Below are 24904 nucleotides of genomic sequence, written 5' to 3'. Positions count from 1 at the left end.
CGTCGTCAAATGAATATCAAAATGTCGTTAAGTGAGCAGTCTCCCAGGTTGAAAGAAATTAAAATGTGAATGTATACATTTTATTGAAAAATATTTCTTATATCGAGGAGGATAATATGCCAAAAAATCGAAGTTTGCTTAACGCATTGCTTATCATTGCCATGTTACTGTTGTCAGCCTGTAATAACAGCAGCAATAACAATAATGGAGAGACAACGGCAGAATCCGATCCATCTGCAAAACCCGGCGAACTGACTGAACTGACGGTTGCTTTTCCCATTTTTGCTGCACTTCCGAAGGATATGTCCTTGATTGAAGAAGCAGTTAGTAAAATAGCCGAAGAAAAAATTAATGTTAAAGTCAAATTATTGCCTATTAGTTTTTCCAACTGGATCCAGCAAGTAAACTTGATGTTTTCAAGCGGAGAAAAGCTGGATCTAATGCCAACAATCTATGCCTACAACACAGCAATAACTCAAGGTCAATTGATTCCGCTGGATGAACTTCTTAACAAGCATGGAGAAGGTATCATTGCAGCATTGGATCCAGCTTATCTGGATGCTTCAAGGGTGAATGGAGCCATATTTGGTGTACCAACTTTACACGAAATGGCTTATGTTAATGGCATCACAATGCGAGAAGATATTCTCGAAAAAAAACAAATTGATACAAGTAAACTTCGAAAGCTTGAAGATCTAGAAAAAGTTTTGAAAGCGGTTAAAAATAGTGAGCCGGATACAGCACCTCTAATCCCGTCAACAGGGGCATCTATTCTTGATAACTATCAGACGTTTGACAGATTGGATAATCATCTAGGCGTCCTTCCTGATTTTGATAATGGACTAAAAGTTGTTAATTGGTATGGTACAGAAGAATACGCAGAGCAGCTTCACATGCTTAGAAGATGGTACCAGGATGGTTTAATTCTTAAAGATGCTTCAACGAATCAGATTAATGCACAAGATCTAATCGATTCTAATCGTGGTTTTGCGTTTCTACTAAATGCTCATCCCGGAGCACTTCACTTTGAAGAAGAGGGAGATAAATCTACCAGTAAAGTACCAATGAAAACCATAGCATTCTCAGACCCTCCCGTGTCTACAACGGCTCATATTACAAACACAATGTGGGGGATCACTTCCAATTCTAAATCTCCAGATAAAGCAATGGAATTTCTTAATCTGATGTACTCTGATAAAGACATCTCGAATCTATTGATTTGGGGAATTGAAGGCAGGCATTACAAAGTCTTATCTGGTAATATCATCGATTTTCCTGAAGGTGTCAATGATCAAACTTCAGGATATCGATTAAATACCGGTTGGATGTTTGGTAATCAATTTATCGCCCATGTCTGGCAAGGAACAGATCCGGATATCTGGGAAAAAGTAAAACAGTTTAATGAGTCAGCTGTAAAATCAAAGGCTCTTGGTTTCACGTTCGATCCAACAGCGGTCAAAACAGAAATTGCAGCCATTGGAAATGTTATCTCACAATACCGCCTCCCTCTTGAGACGGGAAGTGTTGATCCAGATAATGTGCTGCCGAAGTTTTTAGACAACTTGAAGATTGCAGGAATTGACAAGGTGATTGAGGAGAAACAGAGACAACTCGACATATGGGCGAAATCCAACCAATAAATTGCTGCCTATTGTATCATCCAATTCTTTGGAAGGGAACGATGCCTGATGATTATTACGAAACTCAAAACGAATCGAATTATGAATCCGTTGGGATTCTCCTTGGGTGATTGGCCTAGACTTTCTTATGTAGTCACGTGTACTGATGCTAAGAAGCAGACCGCAGCTAGGTACGAAGTAGCACTGGCCGAAGATTTTTCTTCCATCATATTTGATAGTGGTAAGCAAACTGATATCGACAGCCTTTCCTTCGAGCTTCGGATCGAGCTTCAACCCAGAACTCGCTATTACTGGCGGGTAGAGGTGTGGGCAGACAATGGAGACCATGCTGTAAGCGATGTTGCTTGGTTCGAAACGGCAAAATTAGACGAATCGTGGGAGGCGAAGTGGATCATACCTGTAATGGACACGGAGCATCACCCAGTCCTTAGCAGAACTTTCAAACTCATAAAGTCAGTTGATTCCGCCCGTGCATACGTATGTGGTCTTGGATTGTACGAGATGCAGATTAATGGTATCAAGGCAGGTGACGAGTATTTCGCCCCTCACTTTAACGCCTATAACAAGTGGCTACAATATCAGACGTATGACATTACAGGGTTATTGCGCGAAGACGAAAACCAGGTAGAGGTGATTCTCGGGAACGGGTTATACAAAGGACGTTTCGGATTTGATGGTTATTCCAGAGAATTATACGGTAACGAGTTCTCGCTATTATGTGAAATTCGGGTCAAGTATACTGACGGAACAACGGAGATTCTGAAATCTGATACGGATTGGATTGCAAGTAGAAGCCCGGTTTTGAGTGGTAATTTGTATGATGGCGAAGTCTACGATGCAACATTCAAGGCCACAGAATTACATTCAGTTCGTGAAGGTAATCTAGGCTTCGAACGTCTTACTTCAAGGTTAAGTCTTCCTGTTGTAGTGAAGGAGGAATTAAAGCCGATTGAGGTCATTGTCACACCGGGAGGTGATACAGTGCTTGATCTGGGTCAAAACATGGTTGGTTGGATAAAATTCCGTACACATGCTTCGAAAGGAACGGTGATTCGTCTTCAACATGGTGAGGTTCTGCAGGACGGGAACTTCTATCGCGATAACCTTCGAACAGCCAAGGCGGAATATGTTTATACAGCTAATGGGGAAGAAACAATCGTTCGTCCGTTCTTCACTTTCTATGGCTTCAGGTACGTAAAGGTGGAAGGCTGGCCGGGAGAGCTCGATCCTAGCGACTTCACAGGCTGTGTCCTTTACTCTGATTTGGAACAAATTGGAGTAATTGAGACGAGCAACCCGCTTGTAAATAGGTTGTTTGAGAATGCGCTTTGGGGACAAAAAGGTAATTTCCTGGACGTTCCTACAGATTGCCCTCAAAGAGACGAACGAATGGGATGGACAGGAGATGCCCAAGTGTTCTCAGGAACCGCTTGTTTTAACATGGATTCGTACACTTTCTATTCAAAGTATGGTTATGATATGGCTCTTGAACAAGAGGATCGCGGGGGAATGGTACCAATGGTCGTTCCCGCAGTGAACGTTCCCAGCGGTGGCTCAAGTGCATGGGCTGACGCGGCCACGATTATTCCCTGGAACGTGTATCTTCATTATGGAGACATGGGCATATTACGCCAGCAGTACAAGAGCATGAAGAGTTGGGTTGACTTTATTATTCTTGCTGACGAGGATTCGGGCTGCAGCAGACTGTGGACGGTCGGTTTTCATTTAGGAGACTGGCTTGCGCTAGACGGGAACAATCCTGAGTCGGTAATAGGAGCCACTGACACGGCCTTTATCGCCTCTGCCTATTATCACTATTCCTCAAAATTGGTCGCCAAAGCGGCAAAGGTGCTTGGCTTCGAAGATGACCAAGTCTATTACGAACGGATTTCCAGGGAAGTCAAACAGGCGATAGAGGACGAGTTTTTTTCAAAAAATGGCCGTCTTGCGATTGATACCCAGACTGCATATGCCATAGCATTGTATATGGACCTAGTTCCGGCTGCGTATCAGAAGCGTGTTATAGAGGGTTTAGTCATTCGGCTTCGGAAGGATGACTATCATCTCCAGACTGGATTTGTCGGAACTCCTTATCTAAATTTCGCATTGTCAAACCATGGTTGTGAAGAACTTGCCTACTCACTATTACTCAACGAAGATCATCCGAGCTGGCTCTATGCAGTCAAGCTTGGAGCGACGACGGTCTGGGAACGTTGGAACTCCATTGACTCGGATGGCAAAATCGGTCCACCTGGGTTGAACTCCCTGAATCACTATGTCTATGGTGCGATTGCAGAATGGATGTACCGAGTAATCGCAGGAATGAATCCAGATGAAGAAGTACCGGGTTTTCGCCGAGTCATTTTGACACCAAAGCCGAATTTTCGTTTACAGTGGGCGAAAGCTGTGGTCGATTCGGCGGTAGGCACTTATAAGAGTGAATGGTCATTTGATGAAGACGGGAGACTTGAATTCCGTTTCGAGATTCCGTTTCATTCAACGGCTTATGTTGTCCTGCCAAGAGCAACTGTGGGTACAATCTCAATTAATAACAGTTTGGAGTTAAATGTGCCCATGGTTCAAGATGGAGAGGATGTAAAGCTTGAATTAGAGAGTGGAAACTACCTGTTTCAATATATGCCGAATAGGAGCTATATTAAAACTTTTAGCACATATACATCGCTTGTTGATCTGGTTGTGAACGAACATGCACGTAAGCTGATTGAACCAGTAGTTCCTCCTGGTTTTGAGATGGAACCAAGTTCGATTTGGTACAAGGTTCGAGACGCTTCAATCAGAGATATTGTCGCTCATTTTCCTATGGATACAAGCATACTTGAGGAGTTAGATGAAAAATTAAAGGCGATTAGGTAATTCTGACAGGAATTAATCTTCAAAGTCGATATAAATGAATTAATATACATTTATTACAAATATGACAGGAGAGTTTGCATCATGACATTGCCTTACTTAAAAAAAGAAGACGGAGTATTTAACCTTTATGTTGATAATAAGCCCTATATTGCCTTAGCAGGTGAGATTCATAACTCCAGTGCGTCTGACCTGAATTATATGAGAGATAACGTATGGCCAAACCTAAGAGGATTACACTTGAATACGGTAATAGCTCCGGTCTACTGGGAACTTATCGAACCGAATCCTGGCGAATTCGATTTTGAGCTTGTGGAGGGTATTATCGAACAGGCACGCGAAGAAAACGTTCGTTTGGTACTCTTATGGTTTGGGTTGTGGAAAAATGGAGTTTCATCCTATGTCCCTGCTTGGGTGAAGAGAAATAAGGAAACATATTTCCGCACAGCCTATCGTAATCAAACGACTTCAAATACGATTTCTCCGTTATGCGAAGAAGCAATTACAGCCGATGCCAATGCTTTTAGGCAATTCATGAGCCATCTGAAAAAAGTGGACAGTGATCATAATACTGTGATTATGGTTCAAGTGGAGAATGAAATGGGGTTTCTTGGTAGTGACCGTGACTATTCAGATGCTGCAAATGAACGGTTCAACTTTCTTATTCCTGATGAAGTAGGGGCCGTTTTTGAGAGATCAGGAACGTGGAAAGAAGCTTTTGGTTATGAGGCAGAAGAATATTTTATGGCATACCATTATGCTCGGGCAGTTGAATTGATCGCAAGTAACGGAATTGAAGAATACCCGTTACCTGTGTTTGTGAATGCCTGGCTTGAACAATTTCCTTGGAATCCGGGATCATATCCAAGTGGTGGGCCGATTGCAAAGGTGATACCGCTCTGGAAAGCAACTGCTCCGTCAATCTGTCTTTATGCGCCGGATATATATGTCGAGAATTTTACAGAGGTTTGTGAGGAATATACGTCTGGGAACGAAAATCCGTTATTTATTCCCGAAGCGAGAAGAGACGTCGCATCTGTGGCGAAAGTCTTTTATGCTTTTGGAAAGTATAATGCTTTGTGTTATTCCCCATTTGGCATCGAGGACTTCTTAGCTCCGCCTAAAGAAGATTCGGATTATGATCCTAGCATATTAATAAGTCTCAATATCGATTTTTCTGCATTTGATGCAACCGGAACAGGTTCCTACCTTGCACAGAGTTATAAGTTGCTCAGTAATATGCTAGGCGTTTTACAGGAGAACCGTGGAACGGGGAAAATGACAGGTTTCTTCCAAAATAATGAGCCAGGCTGCATACTGTCGTTCTCCAAATACAATTTAAAAGTCACTTATAAGCTCAAAAAAGATGGTAAACCCTATCAGGGGACTCGTCATCGAGGCCAATGATAACGAATTTTTTGTTGTAGGTATAGGTTTTACGGTTGAATTTCTACTTAAAGAAGGGGATTACAATTCAGAGTATGTTCGTATAGAGGAAGGGGCTTTTGTGCAAGACGAGTGGGTTCGTGGACGCGTGTTGAATGGAGACGAAGCAGCTTACGGATTCTCTATTGGGAGTCGCCCATCTGCACTCCGAGTAGAGCTACACTAAGTACGTTGTGATTTGAATGGAGGCCAGAATTGTGATGAAACATTCGTTTGACATTCCTGAGAGTAAATAAATCCGTTTAATAATTAATACTGACGCTAAGAATGAAGCTGATGATTAATTTGCAATTGTTCATGCATTGCTGACCCAAGGTTCAATATTAAAGGCTTGCAGCTCATTTTGGAGAACTCAGAACGACCAATTCGATGCAGGAAAGCTATGATGAAGTGATCAACGTATTGGAACTTATGGATCTGACTCGGGAAGTTTCTGTCTTTAAGGGTTCAGAAAGAGCCCTATCAGATGAAGAAGCTACATCGATGTCAGAAGGTGCAGAGTTAATTATTCGTAAAGCCCTCTCAGACGATCCGAAGCCCCTCTAGGCTATATTCCTTGATCCGATAACTGACTTGGCAGCGGTATATTTGCAGGAACCAGCAATTGCCGACAGATTGACTGCAGTATGTATTGGTGGAGGGCAATGGCCTGATCGAATATTCGAGTTCAATTTATGCAATGATATTAATGCGGCCAATATCATTTTAAATTCAAATATTCCACTATGGCTTATCCCTAATAATGTTTACGTGAGACGGATTGTAATATGAAGTGCGACACCTACTGGAAATAAATAAAAATGGCCCATGGCCGGATTCGTGTAGAATGAAGTCACTACAACAACCATTCACACAAGGAGAATCCACCATGAGCACACATCTTAGCATAATCGAACCTAGAAATCCTCCATGAGCAAGGAAAAGTTCACGAGCCATCACCAAGGAACTCGGTAGACATCCTTCAACGATCTGCCGAGAGTTAAATCGCACGGCATCTTCCAAGTACCGTGCACAACAAGCCCAGCAAGCCTACCATGAGAGGCGTAAGGCTTCGGTATCCACAGGGAAGTGGTCTATAGCTCTAGCGACTTCGCTGGAGCAAAAACTCCACAAGACGTGGTCTCCAGAGCAAATTATGGCACGTTTTCGTATGGACGGCTTACCTGTCGTTTCCTTTAAAACGATCTATCGCTGGATCTACAATGGCCGGCTGATGCGTGGTCTGCTTCAGGTACTCCGTCACAAAGGAAAGCGTCGGAAACCAGCTGAAACTCGCGGTAGATTCAGCATTGGAAAGCCTATTGCGCAGCGTCCCAGCGAAGTTCGCTCTCGTGAAACATTTGGACACTGGGAGTTAGACACGATGGTTTCGAGTCGTGGAAAAAGTAAGGGATGCGTAGCCACGCTCATTGAACGCAAGACGCGTCTATATACCGCCATACTCATGCCAGATCGAACGGCCTTGTCCATGGAAATCGCCCTCGGTGTAGCCATTTCACAGTACCCGAAGGGAACATTTCTGACCGCTACGGCAGACCGTGGCAAAGAGTTTGCTTGCTATGCAAGTGTGGAAGCAACTCATGAGCTGGACGTTTATTTTGCCGATCCATACTCATCCTGGCAACGGGGTTCCAATGAAAATGCGAACGGGCTACTTCGAGAGTTTTTTCCGAAAGGTGTGGATCTTGCTGGAGTGCAGGATGACGACCTCGCCCTCTCACTCGATTTAATCAATAACAGACCACGTAAATGTTTGGGTTGGAGAACCGCGCACGAATCCTTTTCAGAGGAACTGTCGCACTTGGCTTGACAATCCGTCGTGAATATTCGAGTTAGTATCGCGGAACTTGCCGTCAGAGTGAAACCGCATGGCAAAGTAGGGGCATATTTATATCAGCAATTGGTGGACTTCAATTTTCAGATGGGTGCGTCATTAGGGTGGCCCAAAGGTGAAATGTGGAGTTTGCGAGATACTCCAGCGGTCAGCGTCTTACTGGATGATCACGAATACGGCTATGAAATGAAACCTGCTCCAAGAATTACGAATGACATGCGATATGTGCATAACCAGAATGAGCGGTTAATCCGATGGTATCATTCTATAGATCCTCGGTTTACATTAGATGACATGTACGCCAAGCTCCAGCTTCAATTTGGTTCATAAAATATCAACAAAAAAAGCAGTTGGACATGGAGAAAATATCCTTTGTTCAGCTGCTTTTTAGATCTAAATATAAACAAATGTATGCCACCCAACCTACCGTTACTGGAAATAAAGAAAACTTGTTCGAATCTAATATTAGGAGTTTAAACTAACATAATTTCATACAATTTTTATAACAATCATACCAGTATATAGGAAACAAGAGGACTATACTCTAAAAAGAGGTTGCTAGATAAACCACTGAAAGATAATTGATAAATTGCATGTATTTGTAGTTGGATTTTTAATGATTTCAATGTGATCAAAATTGCTGAGGAGGAGTATTAATGTCTAAAAACGAAAATTCAAATCTCTCAGGTTCTAAAGTTGATTTTTTGGATCGTTCCTTTATTCAGCACCCTTTTCCAGTCTACGAGAAGCTACGTGCGGATGAACCGATTCATCGTTTTTTATTGCCGGGTGGGCATTATGCGTGGATGGTCTCACGCTATGAGGATGCCGTAAATATTCTACAAGATGGACGCTTTGTCACGAGTCATCCTCTCCAAGGACAAGCCGGGGAACAAGCTCCACATATGGAGATTATCTCGCAAAATCTACTGAGCGTGAGCCCAGAAGATCACCGACGTCTACGGCGATTAATTCAGAAGGCTTTCACACCACGTATGATTGAAAGGTTACGTGGAAGAATTGAGGAAATTAGTGATGAATTGTTAGACAAGATACTTTTATCGGGCAAACGTGAAATCGATCTAATCGAAGAATATGCTTTTCCTCTGCCGCTAATTGTTATCTGTGAAATGTTAGGTGTTCCAATAGAAGATCAAGACAAATTTCAATTGTGGTCGAATACAATTATGGAGAGCGTCAGCAACCCTCAGATGAGTCAGGAAAGTGACCTGGTCATGAAGGCTTTTGTTGACTACCTGCAAGGCTTTATCGCCGAACGTAGACAAGAGCTTAAAGATGATCTTATCAGTGATCTTATCAATGTGGAAGAGGCAGGAGACAAGCTTACAGAACAAGAACTTTATGCACTCGTGTTTGTTCTGATTATAGCTGGTCACGAGACAACAGTGAACTTGATCGGCAATGGATTGTTAGCTCTTCTAGAGCATCCAGAGCAAAAAAGGCTATTAGTAGAAGAACCTAATTTAATTAAGGCTACCGTCGAAGAAATTCTACGATTCAATGGTCCTGTAGAAGTAAGTAATGTTCGTTGGGCAACATCAAATGTTGAACTGGACGGTCATCAGATACGTCAAGGTGATATGATGTTTGTTGCTGTGGCTTCTGCGAATCGAGATGCCAAAAAGTTTGAGGAACCTGATACATTTGATATTACGCGTAAAGTTAATGACCACATTTCTTTTGGTAAAGGTGTCCATTATTGTCTTGGTGCCCCCCTTGCAAGACTTGAAGGTGAAATTGCTATAATTTCACTTCTCCAGAAACTCCCTGAGATGAAATTGAATACGAAGATTGATCTATTAGAATGGAGATCAGGTATGATTATCCGTGGCCTTAAGACGTTACCAATTACTTTTTAAAGATGAATTTCTAGTTTGAAGAGAAACAGTAGATAGTTAATTACATCCTATGGACATGCAATATCCTACAATCTTCATTATTGTATATGAAGTTTGCTTGATGTTAGGAAAGAGCCTTGGATTTAGGCTCTTTTTTCTTAAAATGTTAAATATGTTCATATCCATAAGTTGGTTCAAAAGCACTCAATGGAGAAGTACATTCCGTTTTTCCGAAACCCCTATTTTGAAAAAATTGATAACATCTTGAATAATAATAATTCTGGAAGGAACCCAGGAATGTGTTGATGCACCCACATCTTATAAGATGGCTCTAGTAGAAAGTTCAGAGTCAGATACGGCTGTGATCAAACATTCTATCGGCTCCCCTGGCAGGGTATTACGCAGCAGTTACAGTGATAACATACTCGCTATTGAACGTGCGACACCTATCTATGATGCGCTGAAAGACAGTATAAGTGGCGAAGCTAATAAGCGATGGATTTATGATGGTCACAAAGAAGAAGGCTTCGGCTGGGCAGGCCAAGTGACCGGCATGATCTGCGATATTCCAACTGTCTCCCACTTAATAGACAGAATGGTTAAAGAGGCAGAGAGCATACGTGGAAAATGGGGGAAAACAGAGTGATAAGAAATTTAGTTTCATGTGATGGTGTAGTTCACTCGTTTCAATTAGCTACTGCTAATGTTCGTTCACCGACAAGGACACAATTCATTTATATCAAGTTTAAGGAGTGTAAATTTATAAAGATTTAAATTCCTCTTGAGGATACTTTTTAACAGAGTATTGCGTAAACCCCTTCATTTAATTTGGCTCCTCAAAGAGCTATGTTAACGGGTTAGTGATATAATCGAGAGAGTTAGAAAGGAGGGATTATTTGACTATAAGTACGAGCACTATGATCACTGTAGGTGTAATGGCAGTTTTACTTATTATAGGCATCATTTTCGTGGTAAGACACTTTAAGAATCATCAACATGAGGAAGGTATCGCATATGTTATCATCATGTTTGCAGCTGAGGTTATTGCAACTTCATTCGGTACATTAGATGATAAAATATTTGCTTTTCTGAGCCACAAAGATGTAGGTACGAATTATGCCCAATTAATATCCGGATTTATTTTATTGGCGTTAGGATTATTTCTCATGTTACATAGTAAAAACAAGATGTATATTTTAAATCTAAATGGTATGTCCCATGATCGTAGAATTGACAATCATCATAAAGAGGTAGGGTTGAATCCTTTTCAGTTCAAAGAAAAGGAGGTTGATTTTGTCCGTTTGTATAATAGAAAGATGAGTAGTAAGGTAGCCAGTGAAATCATTCAAGAAATAAAGTACAAAGTCGAAGTGTTTAAACAAGAAAGCAAAGATAAAAAACGGGGATATACTGGGATTGCAGCAATTCCGTTTGTTTTGTTGGCGGGAAAGTTCTTCAATCGTTCAGTCATGAATGAGTATTTCGAGTACAATAAGTTTCAACAAGTTTACTACAGACTTACCTCAAAGAGGAGATTTCCAAGATTAACACTAGTTCAAAATGATGCCATTTCTCGTCTACGATCAGCAAACTGTAATGAAATTGCTATTGCAATTAGCATAACAGCTTCAATCAACAACGATCAATTAGCTCAGTTTACTTGTCCCCACGTTTTTCTATCTGTAACTAATCCAGATGATAATATAATTAAATACAAAGAACAGTTGAAATCATATGTGAAGACTACATATGATTTATTGATAGATGCAAATGAGAAAATTTCGCATCTAAATAAAATTCATCTTATTATTTCATCTCAAAGCTGCTTTGCATTTGAGCTTGGTCAATTGATTGAGGACACACGTATTCCTATGGTTATTAGCTATCAATACAACACACAATCTGAGCCGAAATATCCATGGGGGATAATTATTAATGGAGATCAGCAAGGCAAATACGTACAATCTTAGAAAGGGGAACTTCTATGTCCACAAGTATGTATAATGCTAGCTCAAAATTTAAAGAATTCTATGATGATCATGTCGTGCTCTCTGCCGCTGAACAAACGAATTTAAGGGAAAAGAAAAACCTAAATATAGAGAGGTTGGAATCTGGTTTAACTGAATATAATACAGATAACAATTCAGATTATAAGCTAACTAATCATAAAGTTCAGGGTAGTATGGCTATGAGTACAATCGTACAAAATGAGGAAAATGAATATGATATTGATGTAGCTATTATTTTTAACAAAGATGATCTTCCTGGCGGAACGACAGCAGCAAAAAATATTATAGTTGATGCACTAAAAAGAAAATGTAAAAGGTTTAAAACTGAACCAGAGGCGAAGACTAATTGCGTTCGTATTGAATACGCGAGTGGATACCACATTGACTTTGCAGTGTACCGTAAATCAGAGGATGAAGATGGAAATAATGTGTATGAACACTGTGGAAGTGAATGGCGGAACCGTGATCCAGAAGTAATTACAAACTGGTTCAATAAGAGTAACAAAGATAATAACGGGAATGTTCGTATTGTTGTTCGATTACTAAAAATGTTTTGTAAATCAAAAAGTGGTTGGTCAATGCCAGGTGGATTGATTCAATCTGTACTTGTTGAAGAGTGTATAGAGTCTAAAGATAGAATTGATGAGACCTTCTACTACACAATCACAAAAATACGAGATCGACTTGAAGAAAACAAAGAAGTATATAATCCAACTAACAATGAAACAAGCCTGTTGTTTAATGCAAAAGACCATCAGAAAGTCAAAAATCTGTATACTCGTTTAAAAAGTTACATAAGTAAGCTTGATGTGTTGTTTAAAACTGTATGTACTGAAAAGGAAGCTTTAAATGCATGGAAAGAATTTTTCAATCATAATTATTGGGGTGAACTTATTACAGAGTCTGCTGAAAATCGGACTATACTATCAAAAAGAATGTATGGAAACTACTCTGTAACCATTGTAGCGATGGTAGAATGGCATCCAGGTCAATATATACCTCTTAATGAAGTGTTAGGTCCTATTCCGAAAGGGAAGAGTATACGCTTTACTGCCAAGCCCAATATATTTGATTTTTCAAGAATTGAGTGGGAAGTAAGAAATAACGGTGATGAATGTGTTGAACTGGATGATCTAGGGCATGTATCTGAAGGAGTCAGCGTAACAGAGAACACCGCATACAGAGGTGGTCATAGGATGATTTGTCGTGTGTACCGTAATGGTAGTGTTGTTTGTGAAAACGAAGTAAGGATTCAAATTAAATAAATGGTGCACATATATCACAGTATATCTACGCTTAGATTTTTTTATAAACTGCTGGAGAAAAAATGAATATTCCGTAAATCTAACAAACTGAGAGCTGCTACTAGCAGCTTTTTTTGTATAAATGAAGAGGAGAATTACAATCATGTTGTCTTATAATTATTGTTAAATGAAATATTTGTTTAAATATTTCCTTCGATCTTAATTTGTCTTAAATCAAAGGAGGATGAGGATTATGAAAGAATTCATAGAAAAATATGCATTGTATAGTTATGAACGTCTCCAATTGCAGCAACCTCAATTAGTAGTGAAATGGTTATATAAACAGCAAAGCTGGTATTATATTCTATGTGATAATCTTAATACTGTTCCGATGAAAAGTGCGTATACTGATATCACTAAAACTTTTGACAGAGAAATTAGAGTTATGGGTTGCCCAGTTAAATTAGTGACTGAGTTACCTAATCTAGCTCAAAAAATTAATGAGCGATCTCAAAAAGATATAATTAATTTGGTAGGTAATCCTTTAACAATAAATGATTTCAATATCCAACTATCATTGAATTTACCAAAAAAACTTTCTTCAGTATGGGTAGATTATGATCATAAAACTGAAATGTGGAAAGTTATGAGTGTTGAGGTTCTCTCGGCTAATGAGTGTGAGGTAGTTAAATACCATATATCAAAACTATGTGGTTATGAAATAGAGGTTTATTTCACTCAGCGAGAGCACCTTAAAAATGAACAACAGTTAGCTAATACAAGTTTTGAAGGTATAACACTTGCTGTCAGTAAACATTCAACATTAAATTATTCTAAAGAATTACTTAGCAAGTGGGAAGAAGATGAGGAGAAGTGGTTACAAAATAGGGAAGAATTATTTTGGAGTGATTCAAATGAACTTATTAAACAGAATTACAATCAATCGGCTTGTCTTGTAAATGGAAGTTTGGGAGAAGCAAATGATATAAGAAATTACTTAACACTGTTTAAAGAAATAAATATAATAATTCCGCAAGAATGGATTCATGAGAAATTTTTCAGTGATTTGGGTGTTAATGAAGTTGATCTGCTCAGGCTAATTGAAATGAATAGAATAAAGCTAATTCTTCCTCATTCTATTAATTATTACAAAATGAATTTTTTAGAGAAAGTCATTGCTGTAAACCCAAAAAGTTTGATGCTCAGTAGAGAATTAGCATGTAACACATTGAGAAATCAAAGGATAAGAAATCCCTTTACATTTCTTCCTTTCAATACAGAGGAAAAGAGAAAATTCCTATCATCCCTTTTAGAATTAGGAAATAGTCTAAATATATATGAAAATGGTACTGAATATAAATGGGTTGAAAGCTTAGCGTTAGGCTTGTCGAATTCATGGAGTCAGATGTATGAATTACTTGCTATGAATGGAGCGTTGGGAACGTATGTAACAGGGCTAGGACCTTTTATTCATAATACAATTAAATCTCTGACAGGTAATGATTACGAATTAGAAATAATAGAAGCAGCAAATTCAATTGAGTGGGCTGCAGCGAATAACGCGGTTCTTTGCCCGGTAGGGCCATTAGCAAGAAATGAAGAGAATTTAGCGTATCTATACTCTGGTGTAAACAGAAATTGGAATTTTGAAATAGCCACATCTCCTAATTTAATTACTGATGGAATACTTACTATATCTAAACATGTTCCAGTACTTGAAATAGCAGAGGCATTTGAAGGAAATGAGATAGAAAAATTGCGGAAACTAATTATGAAATTATCTCATAACCAAACAAAAGATCAAATAACCGAGACAATAGCAAGGTTTAATGCCAGTGTGAAACACTTCGAAAAAAATAAAAAAAGATTAGACGTATGGGATGTGAGGGGCGTTACGCTTGATTCTATAATTGAACTAACTAATTCTACTGTACCTTTTGCTGGTTTTATTACAAAACAATTGGGGAGGATAGCAGAATATATCGGATCAAAGAATGAAGGAGTGGAGACAGTACTAAGGAGAATTGAGGCTAAAATGTCTCGCACTTCTCCAGATGTAATCTTAGTTAGCCGTGCACGTGATAAAATCAAGGATATGTTATAAACATTACTTAGTCAGCGGAATAATCTCATTTTATAGTATAGAAGAGATATGTTTATCCTATACTACGATATAAAAAAAACTAAATTATGATATAAAAACACGTTATATCAAATGATTTTAGTCTCAATTGATGATATAAACCACAGCAGTATGAAGTTGTGTATATGCACATAATGCGTTTTTGATATTTAAAGATCAAAAAGCCGCCAAAGGCGGCTTTTCTTGTGTTTATTTTTCCGTTCCGTTTGCTAACTATAGATCAATCACTTTTGTTGCAATATTGGCGCAGAATTCACTGTCGTGCTCTACAAAGAGAAGTGTTGGCGCAAACTCTAGCAGCAAATCTTCAATTTGCATACGCGATATAACATCCACGAAATTGAGTGGTTCATCCCAGATGTGCATGTGAGCTTGCTCACTGAGACTTTTGGCAATGAGTACTTTCTTTTTCTGCCCGGCGCTAAAGCTTGAAATATCCTTCTCCAATTGTAGTCTGGAAAAATCGAGTTTTCTCAGAATGGATTTAAACAGGCTCTCATCAATTCTCTGATTAAACGCATACTCAGATAAATTACCGCTAAGATCGGACGTATCCTGCGACACATAGGAGATTTTGAGCTGAGGATCTTTGCGACAAAGACCTGTATATGAAATATTCTCACCACAGATCAATTTAAGCAGGCTTGATTTACCCGATCCATTCTTACCGTATAGAGCAATACGATCTCCTCTTTCAATCGTAAAGCTTACATCGGTACACACCGTATTAGAGCCGTATGCGATCGTTACATTCTCTAATTCGACCAGTTCATTCTTGTGAAAATCGAGCTGATGAATCTGTAAACGTTCTGCGCTTTCCAGATTTTTAAGTAGTTTAGACTTTTCTTGGATGGCAGATTGCTGTCTCTGTTCGATGTTTTTGGAACGTTTCATCATCTTGGCAGCCTTGTGTCCGATATATCCTTTATCTACTTTGGAACCAGAATTTCTGGTGCCATTCTTGCTCTTCTCCACTTCATGCGACCATCCACCCGTCCGTTTGGCTGAGTCGGATAAACGCTTGATATCCTTCATTAGTTTCTCATTACTGGCGAGTTCGAACTGATCTTGTCTTCTTTTGTTCTCCCACCAAGCGGAGAAATTCCCCTTTTGAATCTCGATGTTTGTCTTGTTGATGGACAAGATATGATCTACACAGTGATCCAGGAAAGATCGATCGTGAGATACCAAGATAAACCCACTTTTATTACGAAGATACTCACTCACGATTTTCCGCGCATGCAGATCCAGATGGTTAGTGGGCTCATCGATAAGCAGAAATTGATTATCCTTCAGGAACAAGGCTGCAAGCATGACTTTGGTCTGTTCCCCCTGAGATAAGGAATCGAAAGTCCGATATAGAATATCTTCCGATACTTTCAACAGGTTAAGCTCACGCGCGAGTTGCCAATGTAGATAGTCAGGATAAATGTCCTCGACGACATCGAGGGTCATCATACTCTTATCCTTTACCTGGAAAGGGAAGTATTCGAAGTCAACCTGCGCTGAGATCTGCCCACTGTACTCGTATTTACCAAGCAGCAATTGCAGAAAAGTTGTTTTGCCTCTCCCGTTCCTGCCGGTAAATCCTAATTTCCAATCGGTGTCTAGCTGAAAGCTTACATGTTCAAATATATTATCGTAACTGCCATCATAGGCGAAGGTAAGGTTAGTAACGTTAATTAACGACATAAAGATCATCCTTTTTATGTGAAATATAAAAGTTAGTCCGGCAGAGTAGCTACCATGACATGGATTGCTTCACTTTTACATTTGAACATAATCAGAATTTCAGATTGTCTCTGAAATGAATGACTTTATCTAATGTTTGAGAAATTTTTAGGTTAGTCAAAATTTTCCGAATATCCTTAGATGAAAAACACAAAAAAGGCCCATTCTCCGGTGCCTTTTTTGCGTAACATCAGCCTAAATATACGTTGAAGATACATGACGACTAAAGTTTAGCGCCAGGTGTTCTCTATATATAGGAGGATAAAGTGCCGGATTCTGATTAGTTATGTTGTGAACCATGCCAATGTTGATGTTTGCTGACAGGTTCACATAAACATCTACGATTTCTAATTCAGTCATCACACGATCCCCTTTAAAAGCTTAACAATTTAATACAGAGAACGTAACATGGATTATAACTAGGGTCAAGGTATGAGTGTCCTGCTACCGTAAGGGAGGACGAAAATTCTATCACTTGATCCTCCGAACTACTACAGATTGTAATGGTTATAAAATTTCAATCTGTAGTAGTTCGTCAGCAGTACAGGAACTTATCAACGTCAAATTATTTAATTTACGGCTGTTTAAAAGCAACAAATGAAATATAAAAGGCTGAAATAATTCTTTACTGTTCGTTCTAGAAATGATATGCTAACAGCAAGTTAGATCTAACTGTTTTTTTTGCACATTAAAGAACGATCGTTCTAAAAACTAAATTACACTAATCCAAAGAATAAGAGGGAGAGAATATCATGAAATACACTGTAATTACAGGAGCAAGTTCAGGCATTGGATATGAAACGGCGTTGGCATTTGCAGCACGTGGTAAAAACCTGATTTTGGTAGCCAGAAGATTAGATAAGCTGGAAGAGCTTCAATCAACCATTCAAGGTATTGATCCTAAAGTAAATGTTATCGTTCAACAAAGTGACCTGTCTGTAACCACAGAGGCGTACGCACTTTATAACAATTTGAAGCAATATGAAATTGAAACGTGGATCAACAATGCAGGGCTTGGAGAAGGATCAGTCATTGCTGAACAGAATTTGGATAAAGTGGAGACCATGCTGCGTGTTAATATCGAATCTTTGACCATTCTCTCTACATTGTATGTACGAGATTATGCGGATGTCGAAGGTACTCAATTGATTAACGTCTCTTCCGCACTCGGATATGCAATTGCAGTGGGCAGTGTTGCGTATTCTGCATCAAAATACTACGTTAGTGCCTTTACAGAAGGTCTTGCCAAAGAACTGGAGCTGAAAGGTGCAAAGCTAAAAGCGAAGATTTTGGCACCAGCGATCACGGAAACAGAGTTCGTGCAAAAATCAATAGATGCTGAAGCTTTTGATTACAAAGCAAATATGCCTAAGTATCACACAGCCAAAGAAATGGCTGGATTCATGATGGATCTCTATGAACATGATGACGTAGTCGTAGGAATTGTAGATCAGAACTATGATTTCCACTTGAGAGGCGCAATATATCCAGTTATTTCAGAATTAAGTTAATTATCATAAATGTAAATTCAATAAATTAGTAATAAAGAGGAGTGTTTTAATTGGAAAAGATCTGGAGTAAAACGAAAATTGGCAATATGGAACTGCCTCATCGACTAGCGATGGCACCCATGACACGCAGTCGAGCACAAGAAGATGGTACACCTGGAGAATTGGCGGCACTTTATTATGCTCAGCGTGCAACTATGGGACTCTTGATAACGGAAGGTGCACAGCCTTCTGATGACGGACAAGGTTATTTGTGGTCACCTGGTATCTATACGGATAAGCATATTGAAGGATGGAAAAAAGTAACGGACGCTGTGCATGAAGCTGGCGGATATGTATACATCCAATTAATGCATGCCGGCCGAATGTCACATCCGGACAATACCCCGCATCATCGTCAACCGGTCGCTCCATCTGCAATCGCACCGGGTGTAGAAATGTTTACGGCCACAGGCATGCAGGATATCCCTGTTCCCCGGAAATTGAGTCAAGAGGATATTCAAACCACCATCGAAGATTTCCGAAAAGCTGCAGCTGCGGCGATCAAAGCAGGGGCGGACGGTGTTGAAATTCATGGAGCTAATGGATATTTGATCAATCAATTTTTAGGAGAGAATTCGAACACACGCACAGATGAGTATGGTGGATCTATCGAAAATCGTGCTCGCTTCGCGATTGAAGTAACGAAGGCCATCGTGGAGGAAATAGGCGCAGCACGAACAGGATTCCGTATTTCGCCAGGGACACCGCTGGGTGGAATTCAGGATGGTGAACAGGGTCCTGATCTGTATCGCTACCTTGTGAAGGAATTAGCTCAATTGGATCTAGCGTACCTTCATATCATGCATCTTGGAAATGAGAATCTTCTGCATGACATTCGTTCGATCTGGCAAAATCCATTATTGGTCAATCGGGCTGGAAGAACGTTGGAGGATCTCAGTGTAGATTTAGATCGCGGTCTGGCTGATCTGGTTCCAGTGGGTGTATGGTCTTTGGCTAATCCAGATTTAGTGGCACGACTTCAACAAGTTGCGCAACTAAATGAAGCAGATTCAACAACATTCTTTGGTTCGGGAAGTAAGGGCTACACAGATTATCCTACGTTGGAAGAATTAAAGTCGCAAGAGGGGCTACACTAGCACAAAGCATGTAACGTGATGTGGCGTACAACTGAACATTGTGCGCCATGTTCCTAGTCTATAAACAAAGGAAGAAGATGAAGGATGAGAGCAGCCCAAATACAGAAATACTCCAAAAAAATCCAAGTGAGAATCAATGATATTGACGTACCACAGATCCACGGCCATGAGGTTCTTATCAAAGTAAAAGCTGCGGGTGTAAATCCGCTGGATATTTTAAATATGAATGGCAGTGTTCGGATGATTGCCGACTATACGTTACCTTTAACTTTAGGGAATGAACTATCAGGTGTCATTGAAGCCGTTGGTGATGATGTGTTGAATTTTAAAGTGGGTGATTCGGTGTATACCCGGTTGCCTTTGAATAAAATTGGTGCTTTTGCAGAATATGCGGCTGTGCATGAGGATGCATTATCCTTAATGCCAGAAAATCTATCTTTTATCGAAGCTGCTGCCGTGCCCCTTACGGCCTTGACCGCGTATCAAGCATTGCATGATGTACTCCGGGCTGAACCGAACAAAAAACTGTTTATTCCTGGAGGAACCGGGGGATTCGGAGCGATGGCCATACCGATTGCCAAGTCCATGGGTTTAACGGTTATTACAAGTGGCAGCGAGAGAGGCAGAGCACGTACACTATCAATTGGAGCAGATCAATTCATTAATTATAAGACGGAGCATTATGCTGATATTCTGTCGGATATCGATTATGTAATTGATACCTTGGGTGCGAATGAAATCAAAGCCGAACTGAGCATTTTGAAGCCACAGGGCAAATTAGTTTCGTTGAAAGCGGGACCTAATTATCGTTTTGCAGTGGACAGTCATTTTCCGATGTGGAAAAAAGCATTGTTTGGTCTTGTAGGTGCACGTCTGGATTCTCTAGCGCGTAAGAATCAAAATGAATATCGCTTTATGTTCGTGCATTCCAGTGGCAGTCAGTTACAAGGAATCACAACCCTTATAGAAAAAGAAGGTATCAAGCCCTCCATTGATTCAACGTATACGTTTGATGACATTGAAAAGGCATTAATTAAAGTATCCACGGGTCACTCCCAGGGTAAAGTAATTCTGACCTTTTAAATACCCAACGAGAACATATTATTCCAGGTTTGTTTTCTGAACAGGAGGGAAGCTAATGGCGAGAAGCAAAGAGTTTGAAGAGTCTGTTGTACTAGATAAAGCGATGAGACTTTTTTGGGAACAAGGCTATGAGAATACGTCTATGACGGATCTGGTCAATCATATGGGAATTCATCGTAGAAGCTTGTATGACACATTTGGCGACAAACATACCTTGTTTCTAAAGTCAGTAGATCTGTATGATCAGAAAATGAGCTTCGCCCTTGCAACAGGCGTAAAGTATTCTCAGACCGCAACGGAAGCACTTCAGTTTATATTTTCTTCTTTAATTTATGGAGAAGAGCATGCAGCATCAGGCTGCTTGCTCGTTAATTCGACGGTAGAATTAGCCGCAAGGGATGACGATATGAACAACCGATCGATTGAGATGTTTGCAAATACAGAGAATCTAATCCAGGACATTATTTTGTGGGGACAACAAGAAGGTGAATTCACAGCGGAGTACAACGCCGAGGAATTGGCGGAATATCTGCATAATGTAGGCGTTGGGCTAAGGGTGATGGTCAAGACTTCGATGACCAAGGAGAAACTGCTTCGTATTGCTATTCTATCCATGGATCACATACTGAAGTAGTCTATATTTTATCTCTATATTAGAATGATTATTCTAATATCAGCATTTCATTTAAACACATTTGATAGAAAGAGAGGCAGGCAGCAACATGAGAAAGACAGTTCTAATTACAGGGGTATCGGGTGGGATCGGTAAAGAGTTAGCAGATCGGTTTGCCAAAGGTGGACATCACATTGTATTGGTCGCTCGCAGCGAGGATAAAATCTTGGATCTTGCACAGGAGTATCGGAAAAAATACGGCATTCAGGCGAAGGTTATTGCTAAAGATATAGCGGCACCTAGGGTACCTCAGGAGATCTTCAATGAACTAAAGGAAAAGGAAATTGTTGTTGACTATCTTGTCAACAATGCAGGTTTCGGTCTATTCGGGACATTTATGGAGACGGATATGGAACAAGAAGTCAATATGATTGATGTCAATATCAAGGCATTAACCGTCATGACGAAGTTGTTTTTGCCAGGTATGATCCAACGTGGATACGGTGGCGTGATGAATGTGGCTTCGTTGGTAGGGTTTTTCCCTGGACCGATGATGTCGGTATATTATGCAACAAAGGCATACGTGTTATCATTCACCGAAGCTTTGGAAAATGAAGTAAGCGGAACTGGTGTTACGGTGACCGCACTATGTCCAGGCCTGACATCCACCGGATTTGTTGATCGTTCGGGTATGGGGGTTTCGAAGATGCTGCAGGGTCCGATCATGGAAGCGGGACAGGTGGCGGAAGAAGGATATCAAGGATTTTTGCGTGGCAAGACGTTAATTATGCCTGGTGCTCGGAACCGATTCATTGCCTTTATGCCACGCTTGTTACCGCGTAAGATGATGACTCGCGTGATTAGATCCTCACAAGACAAGACAGGACATTAAACTTTAAAAAAAGGAGCTGGTTGAGATGATTTTTTATGATTCCCCTCAAGCAACCGTTACATGGAATGAAGAAAAGAAGGTCGTTGTTTTGCAATGGAAGAGCTTTGCGAAAGGTGAACCATATCGTACACCACTAAATAAAGTGTTGGAGTTAGCGGTGCAAAAACGCACGAATAAGGCGTTGTACGATAGCCGTCACTTGGCCGTTATTTCGCCAGATGACCAAGAGTGGGTTGCAAAAGATTGGTATCCGAGATCAAAGGAAGCAGGAATTAAGTATTCAGCATTGCTTGTACCTCATAAGGCGATAGCTAAATCAAGTGCAAACCGAATGCTCTCTGGAATGGATATATCCAATCCATCTGAAGAATTCAATGACATAGACGAGGCTTTTTCTTGGCTGGCATCCGTAAAATGAGAAGGTAACAAAACACATATGCATAAGTCAATGGTGTGCTGTAGTCATAATGCAATCAGGTTTCCCTCATTTCTCTCGTTTCACTCTGTCCTTCATCTTCCTTCTTACGACAAATATACACAAAAACAGGAGGGAAGCTGAAGGGCTCAAATTGGATTTTTTCAATCTCGAATAGTTCAGCTAATCGTTTTTTCATATGAAGTGAGTACTGGTATAACACGAACATACCTCCAGGTCGGAGCGCTGTATGGATTTGTGACAGGATGTTTTGTCTCATTTCTCTGGAAAAATTAAAAAAGGGCAGTCCGCAAATGATACAATCCAACTGGTGCACATTTTCTTGCTGGATCCTTTTTAATAGATAGGATGCATTCGAATGGAACATGAATTCAGGATATGTTTTCTTCAGATTACTTCTCATTTTGGGGTCTCTCTCAAATAAAAACACGGTTGCAGATTGCGGCAATTGCTCTCTCATGAGACGTGTGATAGCTCCTGTTCCTGGCCCCAGCTCAGCAATGGTTCTAATCTCATCCCACCTTACAGACTGGACGATTTTGTGGGCTAGAAATTTGGAAGTGGGTAGGACACTTCCCACTCGTTTGGGGTTCTTTAAGAATCCTTGTAGGAAAAGAAGGGGTTCGGGTGTTTTCATCGCGGTATCCTCCATTGTTGAATTCATGATGTATCACTTGATGTTAGAAGGCAAGCTTAATTGGAACGTAAATAAGTTGTGGGTATGTTGAAGTGTCAAGGTGCCCTGATGTAACTCCGCAATATTTCTTGCAATCGAAAGACCCAGACCAGACCCTGTTTGAATGCCTTCGCTGCTTCGAGAGTAATCAACCTTATAAAAGCGATCAAACAATTTATCTTTTTGCTCCGTTGTGAGCGGTGCACCTTTATTCTCGACTTGGATGGTAATCTGCTCATGATGCACACTCATTCGAATATGAATCACACCGGGTTTAAAGGAGTACTTCAGGGCGTTAATGAGAAGATTATCGATAGCGCGCGCAATCTTATCACTATCCACGTAGGCCATAATTGGGGTATTACCGATCTCTTTCTCGATATGAATACCATTCTCCTGAGCTAAAGGTTCGAATTCAAACAACAACTGGTCTAAGAGCTGATATAGGTCAACCTTTTTCAGATCCAATTGGGTATCTACTGAGGTCAGACGTGTGTATTCGAATAAATCATCAAGTAGCTTCTTTAAATGCGTTGCTTTGTTATAGGTGTTCTGAATGAAGCGGTCATACTCTGCTTTGTCTTGAAAGGATTCTGTTCTAAGAAGCTCAATATATCCGATTATGCTGGTAAGCGGTGTGCGTAGGTCATGAGAGATACCCGTAATCATGTCCATCTTGGATTTCTCCAACTCACGTTCTTTGATCATTTGTAGCTGCAACTGTTCAGTCATGTGATTAATGTTGGAAGCGACTCGACCCAGCTCATCTTGTCGATTAACGGGTACCCGGTAGTCCAGATTACCCTCAGATATGAATTGAAGCCCTTGCTCTAATGTAATGAGATCTTTCACAATTTTGCGTGTGGAAAACAAAAAAATTAACGTGAAAATTACGATGAAGATTGGTGTTAGAACGTAAGGAAAGATGTAGAGAAGCGATGGCCAATTAAATCTTTCACTAATTTTTGCGGCACCTATGATCAACATATTATTTACACCGACAGAGCCAACAAACGAAATCAATAAACTGATCAACATTCGATATAGGATGTTAATCTGTATCTTTTTTCTAAACTGTGGTAATCGTTTAATCAATTTTATAGCCCACTCCCCATACTGTTTTAATATACTGAGGTTCTCTCGGGTTCATTTCCAGCTTTTCTCTTAGATTACGAATATGAACCATCACCGTATTATCCGAATATCCGTAAGGTTCTTTCCACACGGTTTCGTAAATCTTCTCGGAGCTAAATACTTGTCCAGGATGGCTGGCAAGCAACACTAGAATGGAAAACTCCAGTGGAGTTAGTGAAATGTCATTCTCTTTGAGCTTCACAGAATGTTTACTTGTATCAATAACAAGATCCTTAATTAGGATAAGAGAATTGAATTCTGCTTTGCCAATCAGTGTTTGACGCCGAAGCTGAGCCTTAACACGAGCCAGTAATTCTAATGGATTAAACGGTTTGACCATGTAATCGTCAGCCCCGGTAGTCAGCCCCGTTATTTTATCAATGTCTTCTTCCTTGGCGGATAACATAATAATGGGAGTGGTGGATACTTCTCTTATTTTGAAGCAGGCTTTAATTCCGTCCATAACGGGCATCATAACATCCAGTATAACGAGCTGTACTGATGTTGTTTTGATAATATTTAGAGCTTCTTCACCATTGGCTGCTTCAATGACGTGATATCCTTCGTTACGTAAATAGACATGAATGACATCTCGGATATCGGGTTCATCATCAACAACGAGAACGGTACTCATACTTCAACACTC

19 protein-coding genes and 2 pseudogenes are annotated in these 24904 nt (G+C 40.2%); 17 read left to right on the top strand and 4 right to left on the bottom strand.

Features of this window, described 5'->3' with window-relative positions:
• The first annotated feature begins 116 nt into the window (after positions 1-116).
• The 11 genes and pseudogenes from DMB88_RS24980 (at position 117) to DMB88_RS24925 (ending at position 15007) form a co-directional block, all read left to right on the top strand.
• Positions 117-1640 carry an ABC transporter substrate-binding protein gene (locus tag DMB88_RS24980; protein ID WP_128103508.1) on the top strand — a complete coding sequence of 508 codons (1524 nt, stop codon included), beginning with the start codon at positions 117-119 and terminating at the stop codon, positions 1638-1640.
• A 48-nt stretch (positions 1641-1688) separates the two neighbouring features.
• A complete protein-coding gene (locus DMB88_RS24975) occupies positions 1689-4514 on the top strand; it encodes an alpha-L-rhamnosidase (RefSeq protein WP_128103507.1) in 2826 nt (941 codons plus the stop codon).
• Positions 4515-4595: 81 nt separating this feature from the next.
• Positions 4596-6123: pseudogene (locus DMB88_RS24970) on the top strand (DUF5597 domain-containing protein).
• Positions 6124-6326: 203 nt separating this feature from the next.
• The gene (locus DMB88_RS30365) at positions 6327-6503 is read left to right on the top strand and encodes a hypothetical protein (protein WP_164848785.1); all 177 of its coding nucleotides are present in this window, start codon (positions 6327-6329) and stop codon (positions 6501-6503) included.
• Between the two features lie 322 nt (positions 6504-6825).
• Positions 6826-7767, top strand: a pseudogene (locus tag DMB88_RS24955) (IS30 family transposase).
• Between the two features lie 9 nt (positions 7768-7776).
• Positions 7777-8121, top strand: a complete 345-nt coding sequence (locus DMB88_RS24950; protein ID WP_128103504.1) for a hypothetical protein — start codon at positions 7777-7779, stop codon at positions 8119-8121.
• A gap of 326 nt (positions 8122-8447) precedes the next feature.
• Positions 8448-9671, top strand: coding sequence for a cytochrome P450 family protein (locus tag DMB88_RS24945; protein WP_128103503.1), 1224 nt, complete (start codon positions 8448-8450; stop codon positions 9669-9671).
• A gap of 340 nt (positions 9672-10011) precedes the next feature.
• The gene (locus DMB88_RS24940; protein ID WP_128103502.1) at positions 10012-10296 is read left to right on the top strand and encodes a nitronate monooxygenase family protein; all 285 of its coding nucleotides are present in this window, start codon (positions 10012-10014) and stop codon (positions 10294-10296) included.
• Positions 10297-10546: 250 nt separating this feature from the next.
• On the top strand, positions 10547-11620 hold the full coding sequence (locus DMB88_RS24935; RefSeq protein WP_128103501.1) for an SAVED domain-containing protein: 1074 nt from the start codon (positions 10547-10549) through the stop codon (positions 11618-11620).
• A 14-nt stretch (positions 11621-11634) separates the two neighbouring features.
• On the top strand, positions 11635-12924 hold the full coding sequence (locus DMB88_RS24930; RefSeq protein ID WP_254438331.1) for a cyclic GMP-AMP synthase DncV-like nucleotidyltransferase: 1290 nt from the start codon (positions 11635-11637) through the stop codon (positions 12922-12924).
• Positions 12925-13156: 232 nt separating this feature from the next.
• Complete coding sequence (locus DMB88_RS24925; protein ID WP_128103500.1) at positions 13157-15007, top strand: hypothetical protein; 1851 nt, start codon at positions 13157-13159, stop codon at positions 15005-15007.
• A 252-nt stretch (positions 15008-15259) separates the two neighbouring features.
• Here the strand turns inward: DMB88_RS24925 and DMB88_RS24920 are convergent, their stop codons facing one another.
• Complete coding sequence (locus DMB88_RS24920; protein ID WP_128103499.1) at positions 15260-16738, bottom strand: Lsa family ABC-F type ribosomal protection protein; 1479 nt, start codon at positions 16736-16738, stop codon at positions 15260-15262.
• Between the two features lie 791 nt (positions 16739-17529).
• On the opposite strand from DMB88_RS24920, the gene DMB88_RS24915 reads away from it, so the two are divergent.
• From DMB88_RS24915 to DMB88_RS24890, 6 genes are all read left to right on the top strand, one after another.
• Positions 17530-18288, top strand: a complete 759-nt coding sequence (locus DMB88_RS24915; RefSeq protein ID WP_128103498.1) for an SDR family NAD(P)-dependent oxidoreductase — start codon at positions 17530-17532, stop codon at positions 18286-18288.
• Positions 18289-18338: 50 nt separating this feature from the next.
• Positions 18339-19424 (top strand): alkene reductase, encoded by a 1086-nt coding sequence (locus tag DMB88_RS24910; RefSeq protein WP_128103497.1) that lies wholly within the window; start codon positions 18339-18341, stop codon positions 19422-19424.
• Between the two features lie 84 nt (positions 19425-19508).
• Positions 19509-20507 (top strand): NADP-dependent oxidoreductase, encoded by a 999-nt coding sequence (locus DMB88_RS24905; protein WP_128103496.1) that lies wholly within the window; start codon positions 19509-19511, stop codon positions 20505-20507.
• Between the two features lie 55 nt (positions 20508-20562).
• Complete coding sequence (locus DMB88_RS24900; RefSeq protein WP_128103495.1) at positions 20563-21141, top strand: TetR/AcrR family transcriptional regulator; 579 nt, start codon at positions 20563-20565, stop codon at positions 21139-21141.
• Positions 21142-21229: 88 nt separating this feature from the next.
• Positions 21230-22012 carry an SDR family NAD(P)-dependent oxidoreductase gene (locus DMB88_RS24895; protein WP_128103494.1) on the top strand — a complete coding sequence of 261 codons (783 nt, stop codon included), beginning with the start codon at positions 21230-21232 and terminating at the stop codon, positions 22010-22012.
• Positions 22013-22037: 25 nt separating this feature from the next.
• Positions 22038-22430, top strand: coding sequence for a hypothetical protein (locus tag DMB88_RS24890; protein ID WP_128103493.1), 393 nt, complete (start codon positions 22038-22040; stop codon positions 22428-22430).
• 55 nt (positions 22431-22485) lie between these two features.
• Here the strand turns inward: DMB88_RS24890 and DMB88_RS24885 are convergent, their stop codons facing one another.
• Genes DMB88_RS24885 through DMB88_RS24875 form a run of 3 tightly spaced genes read right to left on the bottom strand, consistent with a single transcriptional unit; the run spans position 22486 to position 24892 of the window.
• Positions 22486-23085: a class I SAM-dependent methyltransferase gene (locus DMB88_RS24885; RefSeq protein ID WP_128103492.1), complete on the bottom strand. Its 600-nt coding sequence runs from the start codon at positions 23083-23085 to the stop codon at positions 22486-22488.
• Positions 23086-23118: 33 nt separating this feature from the next.
• The gene (locus tag DMB88_RS24880) at positions 23119-24162 is read right to left on the bottom strand and encodes a sensor histidine kinase (RefSeq protein ID WP_128104599.1); all 1044 of its coding nucleotides are present in this window, start codon (positions 24160-24162) and stop codon (positions 23119-23121) included.
• A 49-nt stretch (positions 24163-24211) separates the two neighbouring features.
• Positions 24212-24892 carry a response regulator transcription factor gene (locus tag DMB88_RS24875; RefSeq protein WP_056702257.1) on the bottom strand — a complete coding sequence of 227 codons (681 nt, stop codon included), beginning with the start codon at positions 24890-24892 and terminating at the stop codon, positions 24212-24214.
• Between the last annotated feature and the right edge of the window lie 12 nt (positions 24893-24904).

This window comes from Paenibacillus sp. DCT19 (genome assembly GCF_003268635.1).
Lineage (GTDB): Bacteria > Bacillota > Bacilli > Paenibacillales > Paenibacillaceae > Paenibacillus.
The sequence above is the reverse complement of the archived record's forward strand: the minus strand, read 5'-3'. Positions and strand labels throughout refer to the sequence as shown.